The organism is Streptomyces platensis, from assembly GCF_008704855.1.
Lineage (GTDB): Bacteria > Actinomycetota > Actinomycetes > Streptomycetales > Streptomycetaceae > Streptomyces > Streptomyces platensis.
Genome location: NZ_CP023691.1, coordinates 3111559 through 3129917 on the forward strand (window position 1 = coordinate 3111559; position 18359 = coordinate 3129917).

General features: G+C 73.6%; 11 protein-coding genes and 2 pseudogenes. 6 read left to right on the forward strand and 7 right to left on the reverse strand.

Annotation, left to right across the window (positions count from 1 at the left end; all coding sequences use genetic code 11):
• Nucleotide 1 precedes the first annotated feature (1 nt).
• The 6 genes and pseudogenes from CP981_RS13650 to CP981_RS13675 all read left to right on the forward strand — a co-directional run.
• The gene (locus tag CP981_RS13650) at nt 2-1474 is read left to right on the forward strand and encodes a PP2C family protein-serine/threonine phosphatase (protein ID WP_085928552.1); all 1473 of its coding nucleotides are present in this window, start codon (nt 2-4) and stop codon (nt 1472-1474) included.
• Between the two features lie 138 nt (nt 1475-1612).
• Entirely contained in the window at nt 1613-2962 is a 1350-nt protein-coding gene (locus CP981_RS13655; RefSeq protein WP_085928551.1) for a vWA domain-containing protein, read from the forward strand.
• A gap of 60 nt (nt 2963-3022) precedes the next feature.
• Entirely contained in the window at nt 3023-4720 is a 1698-nt protein-coding gene (locus CP981_RS13660; protein ID WP_167536095.1) for an FHA domain-containing protein, read from the forward strand.
• A 116-nt stretch (nt 4721-4836) separates the two neighbouring features.
• Entirely contained in the window at nt 4837-5241 is a 405-nt protein-coding gene (locus CP981_RS13665) for a globin (protein WP_042154860.1), read from the forward strand.
• A 136-nt stretch (nt 5242-5377) separates the two neighbouring features.
• Complete coding sequence (locus tag CP981_RS13670) at nt 5378-5980, forward strand: hypothetical protein (protein WP_425282127.1); 603 nt, start codon at nt 5378-5380, stop codon at nt 5978-5980.
• A pseudogene (locus CP981_RS13675) lies at nt 5914-6665 on the forward strand (ABC transporter ATP-binding protein); the annotation flags it as partial. The gene CP981_RS13670 and the pseudogene CP981_RS13675, both read left to right, overlap by 67 nt.
• Nucleotides 6666-6692: 27 nt before the next feature.
• Here the strand turns inward: CP981_RS13675 and CP981_RS13680 are convergent.
• The 7 genes and pseudogenes from CP981_RS13680 to CP981_RS38585 form a co-directional block, all read right to left on the reverse strand.
• Nucleotides 6693-7424 (reverse strand): DUF8010 domain-containing protein, encoded by a 732-nt coding sequence (locus tag CP981_RS13680; RefSeq protein WP_085928559.1) that lies wholly within the window; start codon nt 7422-7424, stop codon nt 6693-6695.
• The gene (locus CP981_RS13685; RefSeq protein ID WP_327226550.1) at nt 7421-7855 is read right to left on the reverse strand and encodes an acyl-CoA thioesterase; all 435 of its coding nucleotides are present in this window, start codon (nt 7853-7855) and stop codon (nt 7421-7423) included. The genes CP981_RS13680 and CP981_RS13685 overlap by 4 nt, the downstream gene beginning before the upstream one ends.
• A gap of 5 nt (nt 7856-7860) precedes the next feature.
• Nucleotides 7861-9525, reverse strand: coding sequence for an energy-dependent translational throttle protein EttA (ettA, locus tag CP981_RS13690; RefSeq protein WP_085928550.1), 1665 nt, complete (start codon nt 9523-9525; stop codon nt 7861-7863).
• A 590-nt stretch (nt 9526-10115) separates the two neighbouring features.
• On the reverse strand, nt 10116-11513 hold the full coding sequence (locus CP981_RS13695) for a Cys-Gln thioester bond-forming surface protein (RefSeq protein WP_085928728.1): 1398 nt from the start codon (nt 11511-11513) through the stop codon (nt 10116-10118).
• A 294-nt stretch (nt 11514-11807) separates the two neighbouring features.
• Nucleotides 11808-12701 (reverse strand): single-stranded DNA-binding protein, encoded by an 894-nt coding sequence (locus tag CP981_RS38570; RefSeq protein WP_244330030.1) that lies wholly within the window; start codon nt 12699-12701, stop codon nt 11808-11810.
• Nucleotides 12702-13143: 442 nt separating this feature from the next.
• A pseudogene (locus tag CP981_RS38575) lies at nt 13144-15233 on the reverse strand (YfjP family GTPase).
• A gap of 794 nt (nt 15234-16027) precedes the next feature.
• Nucleotides 16028-18076: a GTPase domain-containing protein gene (locus CP981_RS38585; RefSeq protein WP_085927489.1), complete on the reverse strand. Its 2049-nt coding sequence runs from the start codon at nt 18074-18076 to the stop codon at nt 16028-16030.
• Nucleotides 18077-18359: the final 283 nt, after the last annotated feature.

The window sequence follows — 18359 nt, forward strand, 5'->3', positions numbered from 1 at the left end:
CATGGGTGTGACTGGGCCGTCCCGGTGTCCGGGCTGTGACGAACCGCTCGAGGCGGGGAAATGCTGCGGGCGGTGCGGCGCCGGACTTCTGGCGCCGGCCGCACCGCCGGCGTACGGCGCTCCGCCCGCGCCCGGCGCGGCCGCCGCACCGCCCCCGCCGCCGATGCCTCCCGGGCCGCCGCCGGCGCCCGCACCGGCCGCGCGCAGCGGTCCGGCCGGGCCGCCGCCTCCGGACCCGCAGGCCCGGCTCCCGTTCGGGGACACCGGCGTACCGCCGATGCCGGGCCACCCGCCGGTGGCCGACACTCCGCCGTCCGCCGATCCGCGGGTCGCCGGATACGAGGCGGTGGCCGACGCGGCCGCCGCCGGGACGGGACCCGCGACCGCTGCCGGTCCGGGCACGCCCTCCGGGGTGCCCACCGCGGAGCCCGTGGCACCGGCCGCGGAACCGGGGACGCCCGCCGCGGAGCCCGGTGTGTCCGCGCCCGAGCCGGTGGCGCCCGCCGCCTCAGAAGGCCCGTCCGGCGCCGCCGTTGCCGCCGGGACGCCCGCCCCGGGCACCGTCGTCTGCACCGCCTGCCGGTCCGGCGCCGTGGACGCCGAGGGCTACTGCACGCACTGCGGTCATGCCCGCCCGCGCGCCCGCGACCACATGGAATACGAGGTGGGAGGCATCGCGGCGGTCAGCGACCGGGGCCACCGGCACCACCGCAACGAGGACTTCTTCGCGCTGCGGGCCGCCGCGCTGCCGGACGGCACCCCCGCCGTGGTCGCCGTGGTCTGTGACGGGGTCTCCTCGGCGACCCGCCCCGACGAGGCGTCCACGGCGGCGTCCGAGGCCGCCGGGGAAGCGCTGCGGGAGTCCCTGCCGCGCGGTACGCACCCCGCCCAGGCCATGCACGACGCCATCCTGGCGGCCTCCTCGGCGGTCGACGCACTGGCCACCGACCCGTCTCTGGCCCATGACGAGCACCGCCAGCAGAACGCCCCGGCCTGCACCTTCGTCGGTGCGGTGGTCGGCGGCGGCCTGCTGACCGTCGGCTGGGTCGGCGACAGCCGCGCCTACTGGATCCCCAACGACCGTACGGCGCCGCCCGCCCGGCTCACCGAGGACGACTCCTGGGCCGCCCAGATGGTCGCCAACAACCTGATGTCCGAGGCCGAGGCGAACGCCGATGAGCGGGCGCACGCCATCACGGGCTGGCTCGGCGCGGACGCGTACGAGGTCGAGCCGCACACCGCGACGTTCAAGCCGGACGGGCCCGGTGTCGTGGTGGTGTGCACCGACGGGCTGTGGAACTACGCCGAGAGCGCGGAGCAGATGGCCGCGGTGCTGCCGTACGACGCCCCCGCCAGGCCGCTGAACGGTGCCCGCACCCTGGTCACCCACGCCCTCGACGGCGGTGGGCACGACAACGTCACCGTGGCGCTGGTGCCGTTCCCCGCACCGGCGGGGCAGCCGGCCCCGGCCTGACCGGCGCACCGCCGGCGGGCGGGGCGGGGGTGCGCGGCGCGGCGCACCCCCGCCCGTATGCCGCCGCGCGCCCTGCGCCGTGTACGACGCACCACGTGTACCGACCGACCGGTTACGGCGTCTCAAGGAGCGGAACGGATGGCCAACTTCGCCAAGTCCCGGGTGCCGCGTTTCTCCGCCGAGGTGTACCAGAACCCCTATCTCCCCGAGGGCGGGCGGGAGATTCACGCCATCATTTCGGTCACCGCGACCGGCGGCGGCACCACCGGGGGCCGGCCGGTGCCGGCGGCGGGTACCGGCGGGCCGGACGCCGGTGTGGTGATCATGGTCGACCGTTCCGGTTCGATGGACCATCCGCCGGCGAAGCTGCGCGGCGCCCGGGAGGCCACGTCCGCCGCCCTCGACACCGTGCGCGACGGGGTCCGCTTCGCGGTGGTGGCCGGTAACCACCGGGCCGTCGAGGTCTACCCGGGCGGCGGCCGGCTGGCCGTGGCCGCGGCGGCCACCCGTGCGCAGGCGAAGGAGGCGCTGCGCACCGTGACGGCGGGCGGCGGCACGGCCATCGGCAGCTGGCTGCGGCTGACCGGGCGGCTGCTGGCGACCGCCGAGCTCGGCATCCGGCACGCCCTCCTGCTCACCGACGGCCGCAACGAGCACGAGTCGCCGCGGGAGCTGCGGGCCGCCCTGGACGCCTGCTCCGGTGCGTTCACCTGCGATGCCCGCGGTGTCGGCACGGACTGGGAGGTCAAGGAGGTCACCGCCATCGCCTCGGCGCTGCTGGGCACCGCCGATATCGTCGCCGATCCGGCCGGGCTGGCCGCCGACTTCACCCGGCTGATGGAGGCGGCGATGGGCAAGGAGATCGCCGACGTCGGGCTGCGGCTGTGGACACCGCTGGGCGCCGAGACCGTCTTCGTCCGGCAAGTGGCGCCCACCGTGATGGACTTGACCGGCCGGTGCCGGGAGTCCGGTCCGCGGTCGGCGGACTACCCGACCGGCTCCTGGGGCGACGAGTCCCGCGACTACCACCTCTGCCTCCGGGTACCGGCCGCCGGGATCGGCCGGGAAATGCTGGCCGGCCGGGTCTCGTTGATCACTTCCGCAGCGGACGGCGACCCCGCGCGACGCCCGCCGCAGCCCCTGTCGCAGGGCCTCGTACGGGCCGTGTGGACGGACGATGTGGCCGCTGCCACGGCGATTCATCCGCAGGTGGCGCACTACACGGGGCAGGCGGAACTGGCCCAAGCCATCCAACAGGGGCTCGATGCCCGCAAGTCGGGCGATACCGATGGCGCGGCGGCGAAACTGGGCCGCGCGGTACAACTGGCCGGCGCCTCGGGGAACGAGGGGAGTGCGAAACTCCTTGCGAAGGTGGTGGACGTCGTCGATACGGCGACCGGTACTGTGCGACTGAAGGCGAAGGTCGCCGAGGCGGACGAGATGGCTCTCGAAACGCGCTCGACGAAAACCGTTCGCATGAAGAAATAGCCACGAACAGTACCGAGCGGCACCACCGAAAGAAATCGGTACGGAGGGGGAAGAACCGACATGCCGACCTGCCCGAGCGGCCACCAGTCGGTGGCCGAAGACTGGTGCGAGGTGTGCGGCCAGCGGATGGCGGGCGCTGTCCCCCCGCCGCCCTCCCTGCCTGCCGGATTTCTGAACACGCCGCCGCCCGGCCAGCCCGGTCCGCCGCCCGGCCAGCCGGGTCCTCCGCCGGGTCAGCCCGGCCCGCCGCCGGTACAGCCCGGCCCGCCGCCCGGTGGCCCCGGCCCCGACTTCGGTGCCCCCGGTCCCGACTCCCAGGGTGGCCAGGGCGGCTACGGGTTCCCCCCGGCGCAGCCCGGCCCGCAGGGCGGCCCCGACTCCCAGGGCGGCTATGGCTTCCCGCCGCCGCAGCCCGGTCCCCAGGGCGGCCCCGGCGCCCCCGGTCCCGACTTCGGCGGCCCCGGTGCGCCCGGCCCCGGCCCGCAGGGCGGCCAGGGCGGTTACGGCTTCCCGCCACCGCAGCCCCAGCAGCCCCAGCCCCCGCAGCAGCAGGGCATGCCCGGCGGCCCCGGCCCCGGCCCCGGTGGACAGCCGGAGACCTGCCCGCAGTGCGGTACGCCGCGTGAGGCGATGGCGCCGTTCTGTGAGGGGTGCCGCTACAACTTCCTCACCAACTCCCCGACGTCCTACGCCCCGCCCGGCCAGCAGCCGGGCCCGCCGCCCGGCGGTCCGGGCCCCGACTTCGGTGGCCAGGGCGGCCCCGGCACCCAGGGCGGCCAGGGCGGCTACGGGTTCCCGCCGCCGCAGCCCGGCCCGCAGGGCGGCCCCGGTGCGCCCGGCGACTTCGGCGGCCAGGGCGGCCCCGGCCCGCAGGGCGGCCAGGGCGGTTACGGCTTCCCGCCGCCCCAGCCCCAGCACCCCCAGCCTCCGCAGCAGCAGGGCATGCCCGGCGGCCCCGGCCCCGGCGGCTTCCCGCCCGGCCCGCCCCCCGGCATGCCCGGCCCCGGCCCGCAGGGCGGCCCGCCGCCGCAGCAGGGCGGCGACGACTGGACGCTGAACCCGCCGAGCGCCCAGGCCGGCCCCCCGCCGATGGCACCCGCGCCGCCCGGCCCGGGCCCGCAGGCCCCGTACGAGCAGCAGCCGCCCGCGCCGTTCCCGCCGCAGCAGCCGGGGCCGTACGAGCAGCAGCCCCCGTTCGAGCAGCAGCAGCCCGGCCCGTATGAGCAGCAGCAACAGCAGCCTCCGTACGAGCAGCAGCAGATGCAGCAGCAGCCCGGCCCTGACCAGCAGTGGAACGGCGGCCCCGGCCAGGGTCCCGCGGCACCGCCGCAGGGTCCGGCGCCGGTCGTCGGTGCCGGCTGGGTGGTGGCGGTCGCACCGGACCGTGAGTACTTCATGGCGATGATGGGCCGCAGCGGCCCGGAGGCGGCGGGGCTCAACCTGCCCTCGTACTCCCCCGAGCAGGTGCTGCCGCTCGCCAACGGCCAGATCGCGGTCGGCCGCCGCCGCAACAGCACCGGCGAGTCCCCGGACATCGATCTGGGCAGCGCGCCGGAGGACCCGGGCGTCTCGCACCAGCACGCGCTGCTGGTGCAGCAGCAGGACGGCAGCTGGGCAGTGGTGGACCAGAACTCCACCAACGGCACGACGGTCAACCTCGCCGAGGACCCGATCCAGCCCTATGTGCCGGTGCCGCTCCATGAGGGCGACCGGGTGCATGTCGGCGCCTGGACGACGCTGACCGTCCGCCGCGGCTGAGCCACCACCGGTCCTGAGCGACCCCGGGGCGTGATCAACCGATCACGCCCCGGGGTCATTTCCGGCCGCGGCCTACGACCGGAGTCCTCCGCCGGGGCGTCTGCCACCATGGACGGGTGAACAAGATTCCACGCGGCACGCTCGAGGAGCAGACCTTCTACGAACAGGTCGGAGGCGAGGAGACCTTCCGGCGCCTGGTGCACCGCTTCTACCAGGGAGTCGCCGAGGACCCGCTGCTGCGGCCGATGTACCCGGAGGAGGACCTGGGTCCGGCCGAGGAGCGGCTCGCGCTCTTCCTCATGCAGTACTGGGGCGGCCCCCGTACGTACAGCGACGGCCGCGGGCACCCCCGGCTGCGGATGCGGCACGCCCCGTTCACCGTCGACCGGGCCGCCCATGACGCCTGGCTGCGGCACATGCGGGACGCGGTGGACTCCCTCGGCCTGTCCGAGAAGCACGAGACCCAGCTGTGGAACTACCTCACCTACGCCGCCGCCTCGATGATCAACGCCGCGGACTGAGAAGCGACTCACACCGCCCGCGCCGGGCTTTCGCCATCATGATCCGGCCAGGGTTTTCCACAGCCCCCTCCGCCCGCGCCGCGCGTCTGCCACCATTCGTTCATCTGTGTGGTGCTGAGCGCGGTAAGGGGGGTCCGTGTCCGGCTTTGTCTTTCTGCGGGTGCGGGCGCATCGTCTGCTGCCGGCTGCGGCCCTGCTCTCGGTGCTGCTCACCACGACCGTGCTGACGACGCTCGCCGCCTTCTCCGGCGCGATCGGGGAGGCGGGGCTGCGGCAGGCGCTGCGGACCCGCGCCGCACCGGCCGCCGCGTTACAGGTGAAGGCCCAACTGCCCACCGGGGCAAGGGGACCGGCGGACGGGGTGGTCGCCCGGGGTGCCCGGCGGGCCTTCGGCGGGCTGCCGTTCACGGTGCGCACCCTGGTCCGCTCCGGGCCGTACGCACTCCCCCGCGCGCTGCGGTCACCGGGCGCCGCACGGGTGAGCCGGATCTCACCCACCTCGCGGCCCTGGACCGCTCCCGTCTGGCCCTCGCGGGCGGGCGGCAAGGTCCCGGGTGTCGTGGACGCGGTTCCGCTGCGTATCGACGTCCAGGCCGCCGACGACAACGGGCCGCCCCTCTACCTGGTCATCGCCGACGCCGAGGTACGCCCGGCTCGCACGGGCCCACCAGCCTGGCCGAGCTGGAGCGGCGCGCGGCCTCCCGCCGGGGGCGGCCCGCCTGCGGGCACGACGCGCTGATCGCCTGCGACCGGCTGGTGCGGGTCCTCACCACCGACGGGGTGGAGGTGCAGGCCCTCCAGGGTCTCGATCTGCTGGTCGCGGAGGGCGAGTTGATGGCGCTGGTCGGCGCGTCCGGCAGCGGCAAGTCCACCCTGATGAACATCCTGGCCGGCCTGGACGTGCCCACCGCGGGCGCCGCCACCGTCGCCGGCCGCGATCTGCTGACCGCCGTCCCCACCAGCTCTCCGGCGGCGAACAGCAGCGCACCGCCCTCGCGGTCGCCCTGGCCAACACCCCGTCCGTCCTGCTGGCCGACGAGACGACCGGCGAACTCGACTCCCACACCGCCGAACAGGTCTGCACGGCCTTCCGCACCGCCAACGAGGAACTGGGCACCACCATCATGATCGTCTCCCATGACGAGACGGTGGCGAACGAGGTACGGCGCACGGTCGCGATCCGCGACGGCCGTACATCCTCGGAGGTACTGCGCCGCACCGAACGGGACGCCGCGACCGGCCAGGAGTCCCTGGTGTCCCGCGAATACGCCATGCTCGACCGAGCGGGCCGACTCCAGCTGCCCACCGAGTACACCACCGGCCTGGGCATGGCCCACCGCGTCCTGCTGGAACGGGAAAGCGACCACATCGGGGTCTGGCCGGACCACACGGCGGACGGAGCGGCCCGGGGACGGGATGAGGGCGAGGAAGGGGGGCGGGCTAGGGCTTCGTCAGAGCGGCGTGACCGTGAGGCCCGACAGCCCGGTCAGCCCCGTCGGGCCGCCGGAGCGTACGGCGATCGACCCGTACGGGGTGCTCAGCCGCAGCCAGCCGCCCGTGGACAGCAGGCTCAGCGGCCGGTGTTCGGACTGCGGGGATCCGGTGCCGGGAGCGGTGCCGCTGCCGGCCAGGGCCCCGGCCCGTACCGGCCGCAGAAAGCCCAGCGACTGCGCGGCGTGGGCGGCGCGCAGCGGGAGATGGGTGTCGCCGAGGGTGCGCGACCAGATCTCCCGGCCGATGCGGTCCCGCTCGGTGCGGGTGCGGTGCTGTGGCGGCAACGCCTCGTCACGGGCGCGGAATTCGGCGACCGCGGCGGCCACCGCACGCACCAGCGCCTCGGGCCCGGGGAGCCCCGGCACCCGCTGCCAGCCGCCGCGCGGCGGCAGCAGCCCGGTCCACGGCGGACCGGTGACGGCGGCGGGCACGGTCAGCACACCCGACGGTTCGGCCACGCCGTCGAGGAGTTCACCGGCCGAGACCGTACGGTCCAGGGCGGTGTCGTCGGCGAGCCGGGCCGTACGGATCGCCAGCACCTCGAAGGACGGCGGGCGGCCGAAAACGGCGAGCACCCCGCCGCCGGCCTGGAGCCGTACCGCGGCGGCGCGGTCGTAGTGGATCAGGCGGGCGAGGAAGGCGGCGAGATCCGCCGCCTCCCCCGCGTCAGCCAGGTGCAGCGCCGTCATACCGCGGCGGATCCCCCCTGATGCGCGGCGTCGTCCAGATACTCCTTGAGGATCGCCTTCTCCTCCGCGCTGAGGCGGCGGGGACGCTCCTCGGTGAAGTCGTACGGCACGACGACCGTCGAGGCCCGCAGGTAGAGGGTGTCCTCGTCCTTGACCTCGTAGCCGACCGTCATCGACGCGGCGCTGATCTTCTTCACCCACAACTCGACGGTCACCGGCGCGTGCCGGTGGACCAGCGGCCGCACATAGTCGATCTCGTGCCGGGCGACGACCGAGCCGCCCGTGAACGACGGGCTGCCGTCCCCCGGCGCCAGCCGGCGCATGAAGTCGATCCGCGCCTCTTCGAGGTAGCGGACGAACACCGCGTTGTTGACATGGCCGAACGCGTCCATGTCCGACCAGCGCAGGGGGCAGGAGTAGAGGTGTCGCACGCCGGTCAGCCCCGGGTGAGCTTCTTGTACGTGGCGCGGTGCGGACGGGCCGCATCCGCACCGAGGCGCTCGACCTTGTTCTTCTCGTAGGACTCGAAGTTGCCCTCGAACCAGAACCACTTGGACTCGCCCTCGTACGCCAGGATGTGCGTGGCGACTCGGTCGAGGAACCAGCGGTCGTGGGAGACGACCACGGCGCAGCCCGGGAACTCCAGGAGCGCGTTCTCCAGCGACGACAGGGTTTCGACGTCGAGGTCGTTGGTCGGCTCGTCGAGGAGCAGCAGGTTGCCGCCCTGCTTGAGGGTCAGCGCCAGGTTGAGGCGGTTGCGCTCACCACCGGAGAGCACCCCGGCCGGCTTCTGCTGGTCCGGGCCCTTGAAGCCGAACGCGGAGACGTACGCCCGCGAAGGCATCTCGACCTGGCCGACGTTGATGTAGTCCAGCTCGTCGGAGACGACGGCCCACAGGGTCTTCTTGGGGTCGATGTTCTCGCGGCTCTGGTCGACGTAGGAGATCTTGACGGTCTCGCCGACCTTGATGTCGCCGGAGTCCGGGGTCTCCAGACCCTGGAGCATCTTGAACAGCGTGGTCTTGCCGGCGCCGTTCGGGCCGATGATGCCGACGATGCCGTTACGCGGCAGGGTGAAGCTCAGGTCCTCGATCAGGACCTTCTCGCCGAAGGCCTTGTTGAGCTTGTCGACCTCGACGACGACATTGCCCAGGCGCGGGCCCGGCGGGATCTGGATCTCCTCGAAGTCCAGCTTCCGCATCTTGTCGGCCTCGGCGGCCATTTCCTCGTAACGGGCCAGTCGCGACTTGGACTTGGCCTGCCGCCCCTTGGCGTTGGAGCGGACCCACTCCAGCTCTTCCTTCAGACGCTTGGCGCGCTTGGCGTCCTTCTGGCCCTCGACCTTGAGACGGGTCTGCTTGGTCTCCAGGTACTTGGAGTAGTTGCCCTCGTAGCCGTGCAGGCGGCCGCGGTCGACCTCGCAGATCCACTGGGCGACGTGGTCGAGGAAGTACCGGTCGTGGGTGACGGCGACGACGGTGCCGGGGTACTTCGCCAGGTGCTGCTCCAGCCACTGCACGGACTCGGCGTCCAGGTGGTTGGTGGGCTCGTCGAGGAGCAGCAGGTCGGGGGCCTCCAGCAGCAGCTTGCACAGCGCGACGCGGCGGCGCTCACCACCGGAGAGGTTGGTGACCGGCCAGTCGCCGGGCGGGCAGCCGAGGGCGTCCATGGCCTGCTCGAGCTGGGTGTCCAGGTCCCACGCGTTGGCGTGGTCGAGGTCCTCCTGGAGCTTGCCCATCTCCTCCATGAGCTCGTCGGAGTAGTCGGTCGCCATCAGCTCGGCGACCTCGTTGAAGCGGTGGAGCTTGCCCATGATCTCGGCGGCGCCGTCCTGGACGTTCTGGAGCACCGTCTTGGACTCGTCCAGCGGCGGCTCCTGGAGGAGCATGCCGACGGTGTAGCCCGGGGTGATGAACGCGTCACCGTTCGACGGCTGCTCAAGACCGGCCATGATCTTCAGCACCGTGGACTTACCGGCGCCGTTGGGACCCACGACACCGATCTTTGCGCCCGGCAGGAAGCTCAGCGTCACGTCATCGAGGATGACCTTGTCGCCGTGCGCCTTGCGCGCCTTGCGCATCGTGTAGATGTACTCAGCCAAGAGAAACCGTCCGGCAGATTGGATCGATCAGGGTCTGTGCGGCACCGCCCCCGGGCCATCGTGCGCGGCAACCGTGGGAGGGCAGATACACCCCATCTTGCCGTACGCCTGCGCTCAGGCGGAAACGAGTAGGTCAGCACACCCCTGCTCAGCCCCCGACCTGCCACGCCCCTGTGTCCACTTCATCGCCGTCTGTCAGCGTTGATGACCCGGGGGCGGGCGTCGGCTGGGGGCGGGCTTCGGATGGGGGCGGGCTTCGGATGGGGGCGGGCTTCGGATGGGGGCGGGCTTCGGATGGGGGCGCTGCACGCCGTGCGCGCCCTGCCCGGTGTACGTGAGCCCGACTGGTCGGCCGGCCGCGATGCCTCCCGCCCGGACCGCCCGTTCGTACGCCGGACCGGCCGCGCCCGCCGTACATCGGCTGCCGGGCAGCGGGGGGGGGCGGAGGCTGGGGTGGGTGCCGACGACGCCGCGCGAACGCCGACGGCCCCGGAGCGCTGCTGCGCTCCGGGGCCGTCGGGGGCTCACCCTCGGGTCACCGAGTGGTCACCGGGTATGGCCGGACTCCGGGGGTCACCGGCCGCCGGGTGTTACTGGGCGGGGGTGCCGGCCTTCTTCTTACGGAGGAAGAACACCGCCGCGCCGCCGACCACGACGAGGACGACCGCGATGCCCGCGATCATCGGGGTGGCGTTGCTGGAACCGGTCTCGGCGAGGTCGCCGCCCTTGTCCCCGCCGGTGCTGCCACCGACCGAGGCCGGGCTGGGCTGGCTGGAGGGCTTGCCGCCGCCGCTGCCGGCGGTCTTGCAGTCCAGGACCCCGGAGAACGACTTCTTGAAGCCGCCCTCACCCTTGATGGTGATGTCGTACGGCTGGTCCTCGGCCACCGGCACGGTCACGGTCTGCGACTTGCCCGGCGCGATCTCGTAGTCCTTGCCGGAGAGCTGGAAGCGGAACGCCTCATCGCCCTTGTTGCTCGCCGTGACGTCCACGCCGCCCTTGGAGCAGTTCTTCTCCGCGGTGATCGCCGGGATGGCGCCCTGCTTCTTCCACGAGAACGAGGCGGCCGCGGAGACCGTGGACTCGCTGGAGCCGGCCAGGATCTGGGTCTGGCTCTTGGCGTGCTCACCGATGCCGGTGAAGGCACGGCCGACCGGGACCTTGGTGGCGGCCTGCGCGGTCAGCGAGCTGCTGCCGTCCGCGGCGCCCGCGGGCACGTCGAAGAACAGCTGGGTGCCGTCGGTCGCGCTGGTGACCGGCTTGCCGTCCTTGCCGACGACCTTGGCGCCGGCGGGCACACCGGCGGCCGGGGAGATCGTGACGCTGTCGGCGTTGGTGTGCACGGTGACCGGGCCGAGCTTGCTGCCGGACTTGCCGGAGACGGCCGGCGGGTCGAGCGTCAGCGAGGCCTTGGGCTCGGCGACGTTCTGCGCACTCTTCTCGAGGTAGTCGGCGAGCTTCTCGGCCGCCGGGTCGACCGCGTCCACCTTGGCGTGATCGGAGAAGCGCCAGATCGCGACCTGGGTGCCGGCCGCGGCGGTCTTCTCGGTGAGGTTCCCGGCACCGGCCTTGGTGGCGAGCGCGGCCAGGTCGTTCACCTGCGGGTAGGAGTTCTGAAGAATCCAGCGGATCTTGCCCGCGTCCCCGTTGTTGTGCAGCGACGAGGCGCTCCAGGGCACTTCCTGGTACTTCGCCTGCTGCTGCGTCGGGTTGTGGATGTCGATGCAGTACGTCTGGAGCGTGCCGCCGTTGTCGACCGCCATCTCGAAGAGGCCGGCGCCGACACGCTGGTCCCCTCCGTCGTTGTGCACGACCGCCTGGTCGAAGGTCTTCAGACCGCCGAGCGTGGCGGTGGCACCCCCATGGGCGGGGGTCGTCTCGTCCGCCGCGGCAGGCCCCGCGGTGGCTATCGCACCCGCCGCGACCAGGCCGGAGGCCACGACCGCGGCGGCAAGGCGGGCTGCGCCCCGCCTCTTTATCGAAAGCATGAAATTCCCCTCTGGGCGAGGCGGTCGAGTGGGAGAGGTTGCCTCGCCGGAAAGATCCCAAAGAACTCAACAGCCGAACACGTCAGCCCCCGTGAGTACTTGTCGGATCTTATGGAGCAGGTGCATCAGGGTCCCCAGTAATGGCATCCCATAAGCGATCCGAATCGCAATCGTTACCGACCACGAGCACCCTGACCTGGCATTGTCGACAAGTCACCAGAACTTTTCAGGGCACAGTCACCTCCCCGGCGAATGGGACACGGAGGAGGGTGCTGCGGCAGAGGCCCCCGAACCTCAGGCGCCAGCTGCAATCCCGCTGGTCGCAGGCGTTTTGGCGCTCGTGGAGCCCTTGGCGGCCCGCTGCTCCTTGAGAACTCGCCGACCTCTGGCGCCTGTCCGGGGTCTGGAGGCCGGCCGTGCTTCACCGGCTGTCCGCGCCTTGCCGTCCGTTGGCGGGTCAGCGTCCGTTGGAAAGTGGGTTGGAGAGCTGGCTGCCGCTGGAGAGTTGGCTGCCGTCGGCGCCTTGGAGGCCGTCCGCGTACCGGCTTCCGGCAATGGGCCTTCCCATAAATCTTGTTGCGCCGGCGGTGCGGGGTGCGGCGGTCGCGATCGTTGCGGGGACGGGGAAGAGAGGGACGGAGACGCGGATGCAGACGGGGGCGATTGCGGTGGACGTGGTGGTGGCGAGGGCGAGTCCGATGCCGGGGAGGAATGCTGAGCCAGGGGCGATTGCGGTGCCGGGGCCAACTGCCCTGACTGAGAGGGGCCCGGCGCTGTGGAGGGTTGCTGAGCCGGGGCGGTAGGGCCGTCCGCTCCCGTACGTACCGTCCGCAGGACCCTTCGGAATGCGGCGGTGCCCCGCGTGAGATCGTGGCCGATCGCCACGGCGTCGACCTCCGCCGAGAACCAGCGCTGCCCGCCCTTCTCGGGCGGCTGCTCGCCCTCCCGCAGCCGTAACCGCCCCTGGACGATGAGTGGTTCACCCACCGCCACCGACGCCGCCACATTGTCGGCGAGCCCGCGCCACGACCGGACCGTATAGAAACTCGTCTCGCCGTCGGTCCAGCGCTCCTGTGCCTTGTCCCACCGGCGGGACGTCGCCGCCAGCCGGAACCTCGCCACCGTCACGCCCGCCGCCGTCTGCCGGTGTTCCACCGCCGTCGCGGCATTCCCCACCAGCGTCACCATCGTGTCGTTCACCTGCTACGCCTCCCCCGTGTCCGGCGGTCGCTCTCGTCGCGTACCGCTCGCGCTGCGTTGATCTCATGCTGCACGGATTCGGCAAGCGCCGCGGCGGCGTGTGGACGGCAGGCCGACTGTGGACAACTCGGCCACCCGGAAGGGGGAGAGAAGGGGAACACCGGCGGGGTGTCCACAGCCCGGTCTCACTGTCTGCCCTTCCACACCCGCCTCCCCCGGCCTGCCGGCCGGCCAGCAGCCATCGGGCCTCTCCGGGCCTCCCCCGACCTCTCCGGCCGCCCTCGGCCCCGGCCGTCATCCACTCCACTCGCCCTCAGCCCGGTCGCTACCGCCCCAGTCCCCGGCCGCCCCCATCCCCCCATCAGCCGCCAACTCCCTCCCCCCACCCGACCGTTGCGCCGCTCGCTGCTGCTCCGCTCCCCTCCCGCCGTCACACGCCCGAGGCCACCGCGTACTGCTCCCGTACCTCGCGATAGCGCAGCAGCTCGGCGGCGACCGGCTCCAGCACCCGCGCCCGCCCGCACCCCGCCGCCGTACTCCGCAGCCGCCGTTCGGCGTCCTGCCCGTAACGGCGGGCCGGTCCGCGCGCCACCACCCGGCACATCCACGCCAGCGCCGGCCCGCCGACCGACCCGAGAACCGCGGGCAGCAGCCCGGAGATCCAGGCCGTCGCCTCGCCCACGCCCGTGATCGCGCCCAGCAGCCACAGCACACCGACGACTTGGAGGACGGTCAACATGCCCTGCAACGAGGCGGCAACCGTCCACCACCGCGGCTTCACGGCCGGCCCGCCCCGTAGGGCCTCTTCGGCATCCGCCGCCACCTTGTCCAGCGCCTCCGGCAGCCCGTAGGCACCCCGGTCCGCCGCCTCCCGCACCGCGTGGGCCCAGGGCGCCGGCAATCCGTGCGCCGCCTCGGCGGCCACTGTGCGGACGGCGTGCTCCACCACTGGCCGCGCCGCCGCCCGGCCGTCCACCGCCGACGCACCCGCCTCACCGGCCCCGGCCCCGCCGTCTCCCGGATGCCCGGCCGCCCACTGCCGCTCCACCAGGCCCTGCCGCCTGCCGCTCCGCCCGGAAGCCGTCAGACCCTCGGGCCCCTCACCATGCCGTCCGGTACGGGCCCGCCCCGTTCCCGTCCGCCCCGTGCCGGTCCCTGCCGCTTCGCCGTGCCCCGCGCAGACCTGCCCCATGGCGGCCCGCCCGTCCTGGCTCCACCTCGCTCCCGCCCGCCCCTACGGCCCCACGCCGCACCGGTCCGCCCCTCCCCGGTCCGCCCGACGCCCGTCTGCCCGGCACCTGCGCGCTCCCCTCCCCGGCCACCCCCCGCCCCCGTAGCCCCCACTCCCGTCGTTCCCGCTCCCGTCGCCCCCGCTCCCGTCGTCCATCCATCGTTCGCCCCCGCCCCGAAGCCACCGGCCCCCAGCCGGCTCCCACGCCACCGCCAGCGCCGCATCCGCGACCACGGAGACCCGCAGGCACGCTCCGCGTACCGCAGCCAATCGCGTTCCGCCGCCCGCCCGGTGGCCACCGCCCCCACCGCCTCCGCCAAACGGTCGTCGAACTCCGCGCGGGCCCGTTCGGTCAGCCCGACCCCGTTCTGCGCCACGTACGCCGACCGCAACCGCTCGGTCGCCGCGTCCACATCCGCCGCCAGCCGCCGGTCCGCCGCACCGCGTTCCGCGACGAACTGGCCGAGCGCCTCCCGTAGTTCCCCCACGCCCCGGCCGGTCGCCGCGGACAGCGCGAGCACCGCCGCGCCGGGCTCCCCGTGCTCGCCGAGCGCCAGCCCGTCCTCGTCCAGCAGCCGGCGCAGATCGTCCACCACCTGGTCGGCGGCGTCCCCGGGCAGCCGGTCCACCTGGTTGAGGACGACGAACATGACCTCGGCGTAACCCGCCAACGGCCGCAGATAGCGCTCGTGCAGCACCGCGTCCGCGTACTTCTCCGGGTCCACCACCCAGATCACCGCGTCCACCAGCTCCAGCATCCGGTCCACCTGGGCGCGGTGCTCGGTGGCCGAGGAGTCGTGGTCGGGCAGATCGATCAGGATGAGTCCGCGCAGCTCGGTGCTGCCGTCGGCCGGGACGTGCCGGCGGTGGGCGGGCACGCCGAGCCGGTGCAGCAGCCCGTCCGCGCCCGGCCGGCTGCCCGGCCAGACACAGGCCACCGGCTCCGCGGTCGTCGGCCGCCGCGGCCCGACCTGTGAACGATTCGCCCCGGCCAGCGCGTTGAACAGCGACGACTTACCACTGCCGGTCGCCCCCGCGATGGCCACAACGGTGTGCTCACCGGACAGCCGGTACCGCTCGTCCGCCGTCTCCAACACGCGGCCCGCCCCCTCCAGCGTCCGCCCGTCCAGCCGGGTCCGGGACAGCGCGATCAACTCCCGCAACGCATCCAGCCGCCCGCGCAGCCCGCCCCCCACGGCCCGCCGCCCCCCGTCCGCGACCCACCGGTACGCGCCCCAAGCGCCGCTCTCCGTCTCGGCCGGCGAACGCGGCTGAACCATCGCCTCCATACGCGGATCGGCACGGAACGCGCCACGTGAGCCCTCGCCACGCGCCCTCTCCATACGGGATCCCCCGCCATGAGCTGCCGCCGTACGGGCCTCCGCGATACGGGCTTCCGCAGTACGGGTAGCCCAGGCACCGGCCCCCTCGGCAGAGCAGGCACCTCCCGCCCGCACGCCTGAATCGACACCCGCCCCGACCGGCACACCGGCCGCTGTGCCGCCGGACGCACCGGCCGACGTGCCGACCGCGGTACCTGCCGACGCACCCACACCCGTCGCCACACCCGCCCCCACAGACAGCTCCCCCCGCGTCCCCGGCCTGGGCACACCCGCACCCCGCGCCCGCCGCGCAATCAACCCGTCATCCCACGCCCCACCCACCATTGCCTCTTGCGCAGCCACCCCAGAAGCCCCTGCGGACTCCTGCTCCGCCTCCACCACCACGCCCCCCTGAGTCCCCTGAGGCTCCACAGCCCCCACCAACTCCCCAGAAGTCACAGGAATCTCAGAAACCTCAGCCCCTGCACCCACCCCAGCCTCCCCCTCCACGGGAGACGCCCCCGCCGCCACTGCCGCCCCCGATTCCCCCGGCCTCCGCTCTCCCCCAGTCGCCGCCCCACCCGCCACCAGCGACTCACCCATCACCGGTGCACTACCGGCCACCGACCCCACACCCCTCCTCAACACCACGCCCTCACCCGGCATCACGCCCTCCCCCGCCGCACCGCCGGGCTTCCCCTCCCCCATCTCCCGCCCGTTGTTCCCCGCGCCCTCCCCGGAACCAGCCAGCTCGGAATCGCTCACCCCGACACCTCCTCCTTCTGCATCGCCCTCGCCCGCTCGTCCGTCTGCCGCTGCTCCTGCCGCGGTTCGTTCTCCGTCTCCCGCTGCTTCTCCCTCTGCAATACGGACAGCGCCGCAATCAGCTCCGGCTGTTGGTCCAGCGGCACGGTCAGCTGGTCCAGGGGAGCCAGCCGCCGCTCGCGCTCACCGTCCAGCGCGCGCTCCAGATACGTGGCCAGGAGCCGGCCGCCCCGCTCGCAGAGCCGGAGCGCGGTCTGCGCCCCCAAGAGGTCGGCGAGGTTCTCGCCCGCCGTACGGGCGCGGCGGCCGCCGAGCAGGGCGGTGGCCAGCAGCGCCGCCGACTCCTCCGGCTCCACCGACCCGGCACGCTCCCCGGCCTGTCCGGCGCGCGCCTCGCGGGTCTCCTCCTCGGCCAGCTCCTCCAGGCAGCGCCGCCAGCGCCGGACGATCACCCCGAGCCGGCCGCCCGCACCCGAGGCGCCCGCGGCGGCCGTCAGCGAGACCTCGGCCGCCGCGGGATCCCGCCGCCAGGCCTCCGCGGCCCGCTCGTCGGCCTCGTCCACGGCGCAGGTCAGCAGCGAGGTGAGCCCGTCGGTCAGGGCGTCGAGCAGCTCGTCCGACCGGCCGTCGAGCCCATGGTCGCGCCAGTGGGCGCGCGCGTCCCCGGACAGCACCTCACCGGCCGCGACCTCCTGCCGTACCCGCTCAGCGGCCCGCTCGTACGCCTCCTCGACCCGGCCGGCCAGCCGGAGCGCCGCGGCGTGCTGGGCGGCGGCGGCCCCGGCCAGTGCGGGCATCCGGCTGCGCAGCGAGGCGATCACCCCGGCGGCCGTACGCTCCGCCGCGGCGGCGCGGGCGACGGGGTCCTGCGCGTGCCGCTCCAGCCAGCCCCGCAGCGCCGCGACGGCCGTGGCGGGCAGCAGCCCGTTCCCTCCGCCGGCCGACTCGGGCAGCTCGGGAATGGTGAACCGCGGGACATGGCCGAGCCCGGCTCGCTGGAGAAGTTCGGCGTACCGCCCGGAGATGTCGGTGGCGATCTGATGCGGCACCCGGTCCAGGACGGTCACCAGCGTGACGTCGTACTCCTTGGCCGTACGCAGCAGATGCCAGGGCACCGCGTCCGCGTACCGGGCGGCCGTGGTGACCAGCACCCACACGTCCGCCGCGCAGATCAGCTCGGCGGCCAGCTCCCGGTTCCGCGCGACCAGCGAATCGATATCCGGCGCGTCCAGCAGCGCCAGCCCACTGGGCAGCGCCGGATCCGTCTCGATCCGCACCGTCAGCATCCCGGCCTCGGCCCCGCCCCCATCCCTCCCGAGCCCTACGCCGCTCCCGCCACCCCCGCCGCCGTACGCCCCATAGCCCCCACCAGCCGCACCCCCACCCACCGCGGCCCCATATCCAAGCCCCTCCGCGGCCCCCTCCTCCTCCACAAACAGCTCGGACGCCTCACGCTCCGCTCCCACCCCACGAACACCCACCGCCCCGTGCGCGCCACCATGGCTCTCCGGACCCGCCCCCGGCCCATGCCCCGCAGGTGCCTCCCGATGTCCCCCGTGAGGCGTATGACCCGCACAGGACCCATGCGCCATACGGGCGCCGGGCCCGCCGCCCGGCCCACGCCCACCACCCGCCGCATACGCGTCCTCGCCGCCGTCATCCTGCTCGGGCACCCACACCCGGGCGAGCTGCGGCAGCACGCGTGGTCCGGCGAACCAGTGGAGGTCATCGGGATGGCAGACCAGCACCGGCGTACGCGTCGTCGGGCGCAGCACCCCGGCCTCCGAGACCCGCCGCCCGACCAGCGAATTGACCAGCGTGGACTTGCCCGCACCGGTCGATCCGCCGATCACCGCGAGCAGCGGGGCCTGAGGAGAGCGCAGACGGGGAATCACATAGTCATCGAGCTGGGCGAGCAGCTCGGCCCGGTTGCGCCGGGCCCGGGCAGCGCCCCGGAGTGGCAGTGGAAAGCGTGCGGCGTCGACGCGGTCGCGCAGAACGGACAGTGCGTCGATCAGCCGGGGTCGTACGTCCAAGGTCGCCACATGTGCAGAATGCCCAATTTCGTTGGGTTTTTGAAGCGTATAACCCCTCGTGCGCGCCGCAAGAACCCCCACAGAACGGGATAAGTGGCGCGCGAGACGTCCGCGACAAGTGAGGCGCAGGCATAACGAGTGCACAACACCCGCCGCACGAGGCGCCAAAAGCGGTGCAGGATTCGTACCTGCCTGCGATTATCGGGACCGCTTCACCGAACCTCCACAACGTGCCACGGAGGTGAAGCAACCGGGACGAGGCACCCGGACCTCTATCCTTGTCCGCGGTCCG

Bases quoted from the DNA above. Each gene is read 5' to 3' on its own strand.
- CP981_RS13650 (WP_085928552.1), top strand. From the start codon at position 2: ATGGGTGTGACTGGGCCGTCCCGGTGTCCGGGCTGTGACGAACCGCTC.
- CP981_RS13655 (WP_085928551.1), top strand. From the start codon at position 1,613: ATGGCCAACTTCGCCAAGTCCCGGGTGCCGCGTTTCTCCGCCGAGGTG.
- CP981_RS13660 (WP_167536095.1), top strand. From the start codon at position 3,023: ATGCCGACCTGCCCGAGCGGCCACCAGTCGGTGGCCGAAGACTGGTGC.
- CP981_RS13680 (WP_085928559.1), bottom strand. From the start codon at position 7,424: ATGACGGCGCTGCACCTGGCTGACGCGGGGGAGGCGGCGGATCTCGCC.
- CP981_RS13695 (WP_085928728.1), bottom strand. From the start codon at position 11,513: ATGCTTTCGATAAAGAGGCGGGGCGCAGCCCGCCTTGCCGCCGCGGTC.
- CP981_RS38570 (WP_244330030.1), bottom strand. From the start codon at position 12,701: ATGGTGACGCTGGTGGGGAATGCCGCGACGGCGGTGGAACACCGGCAG.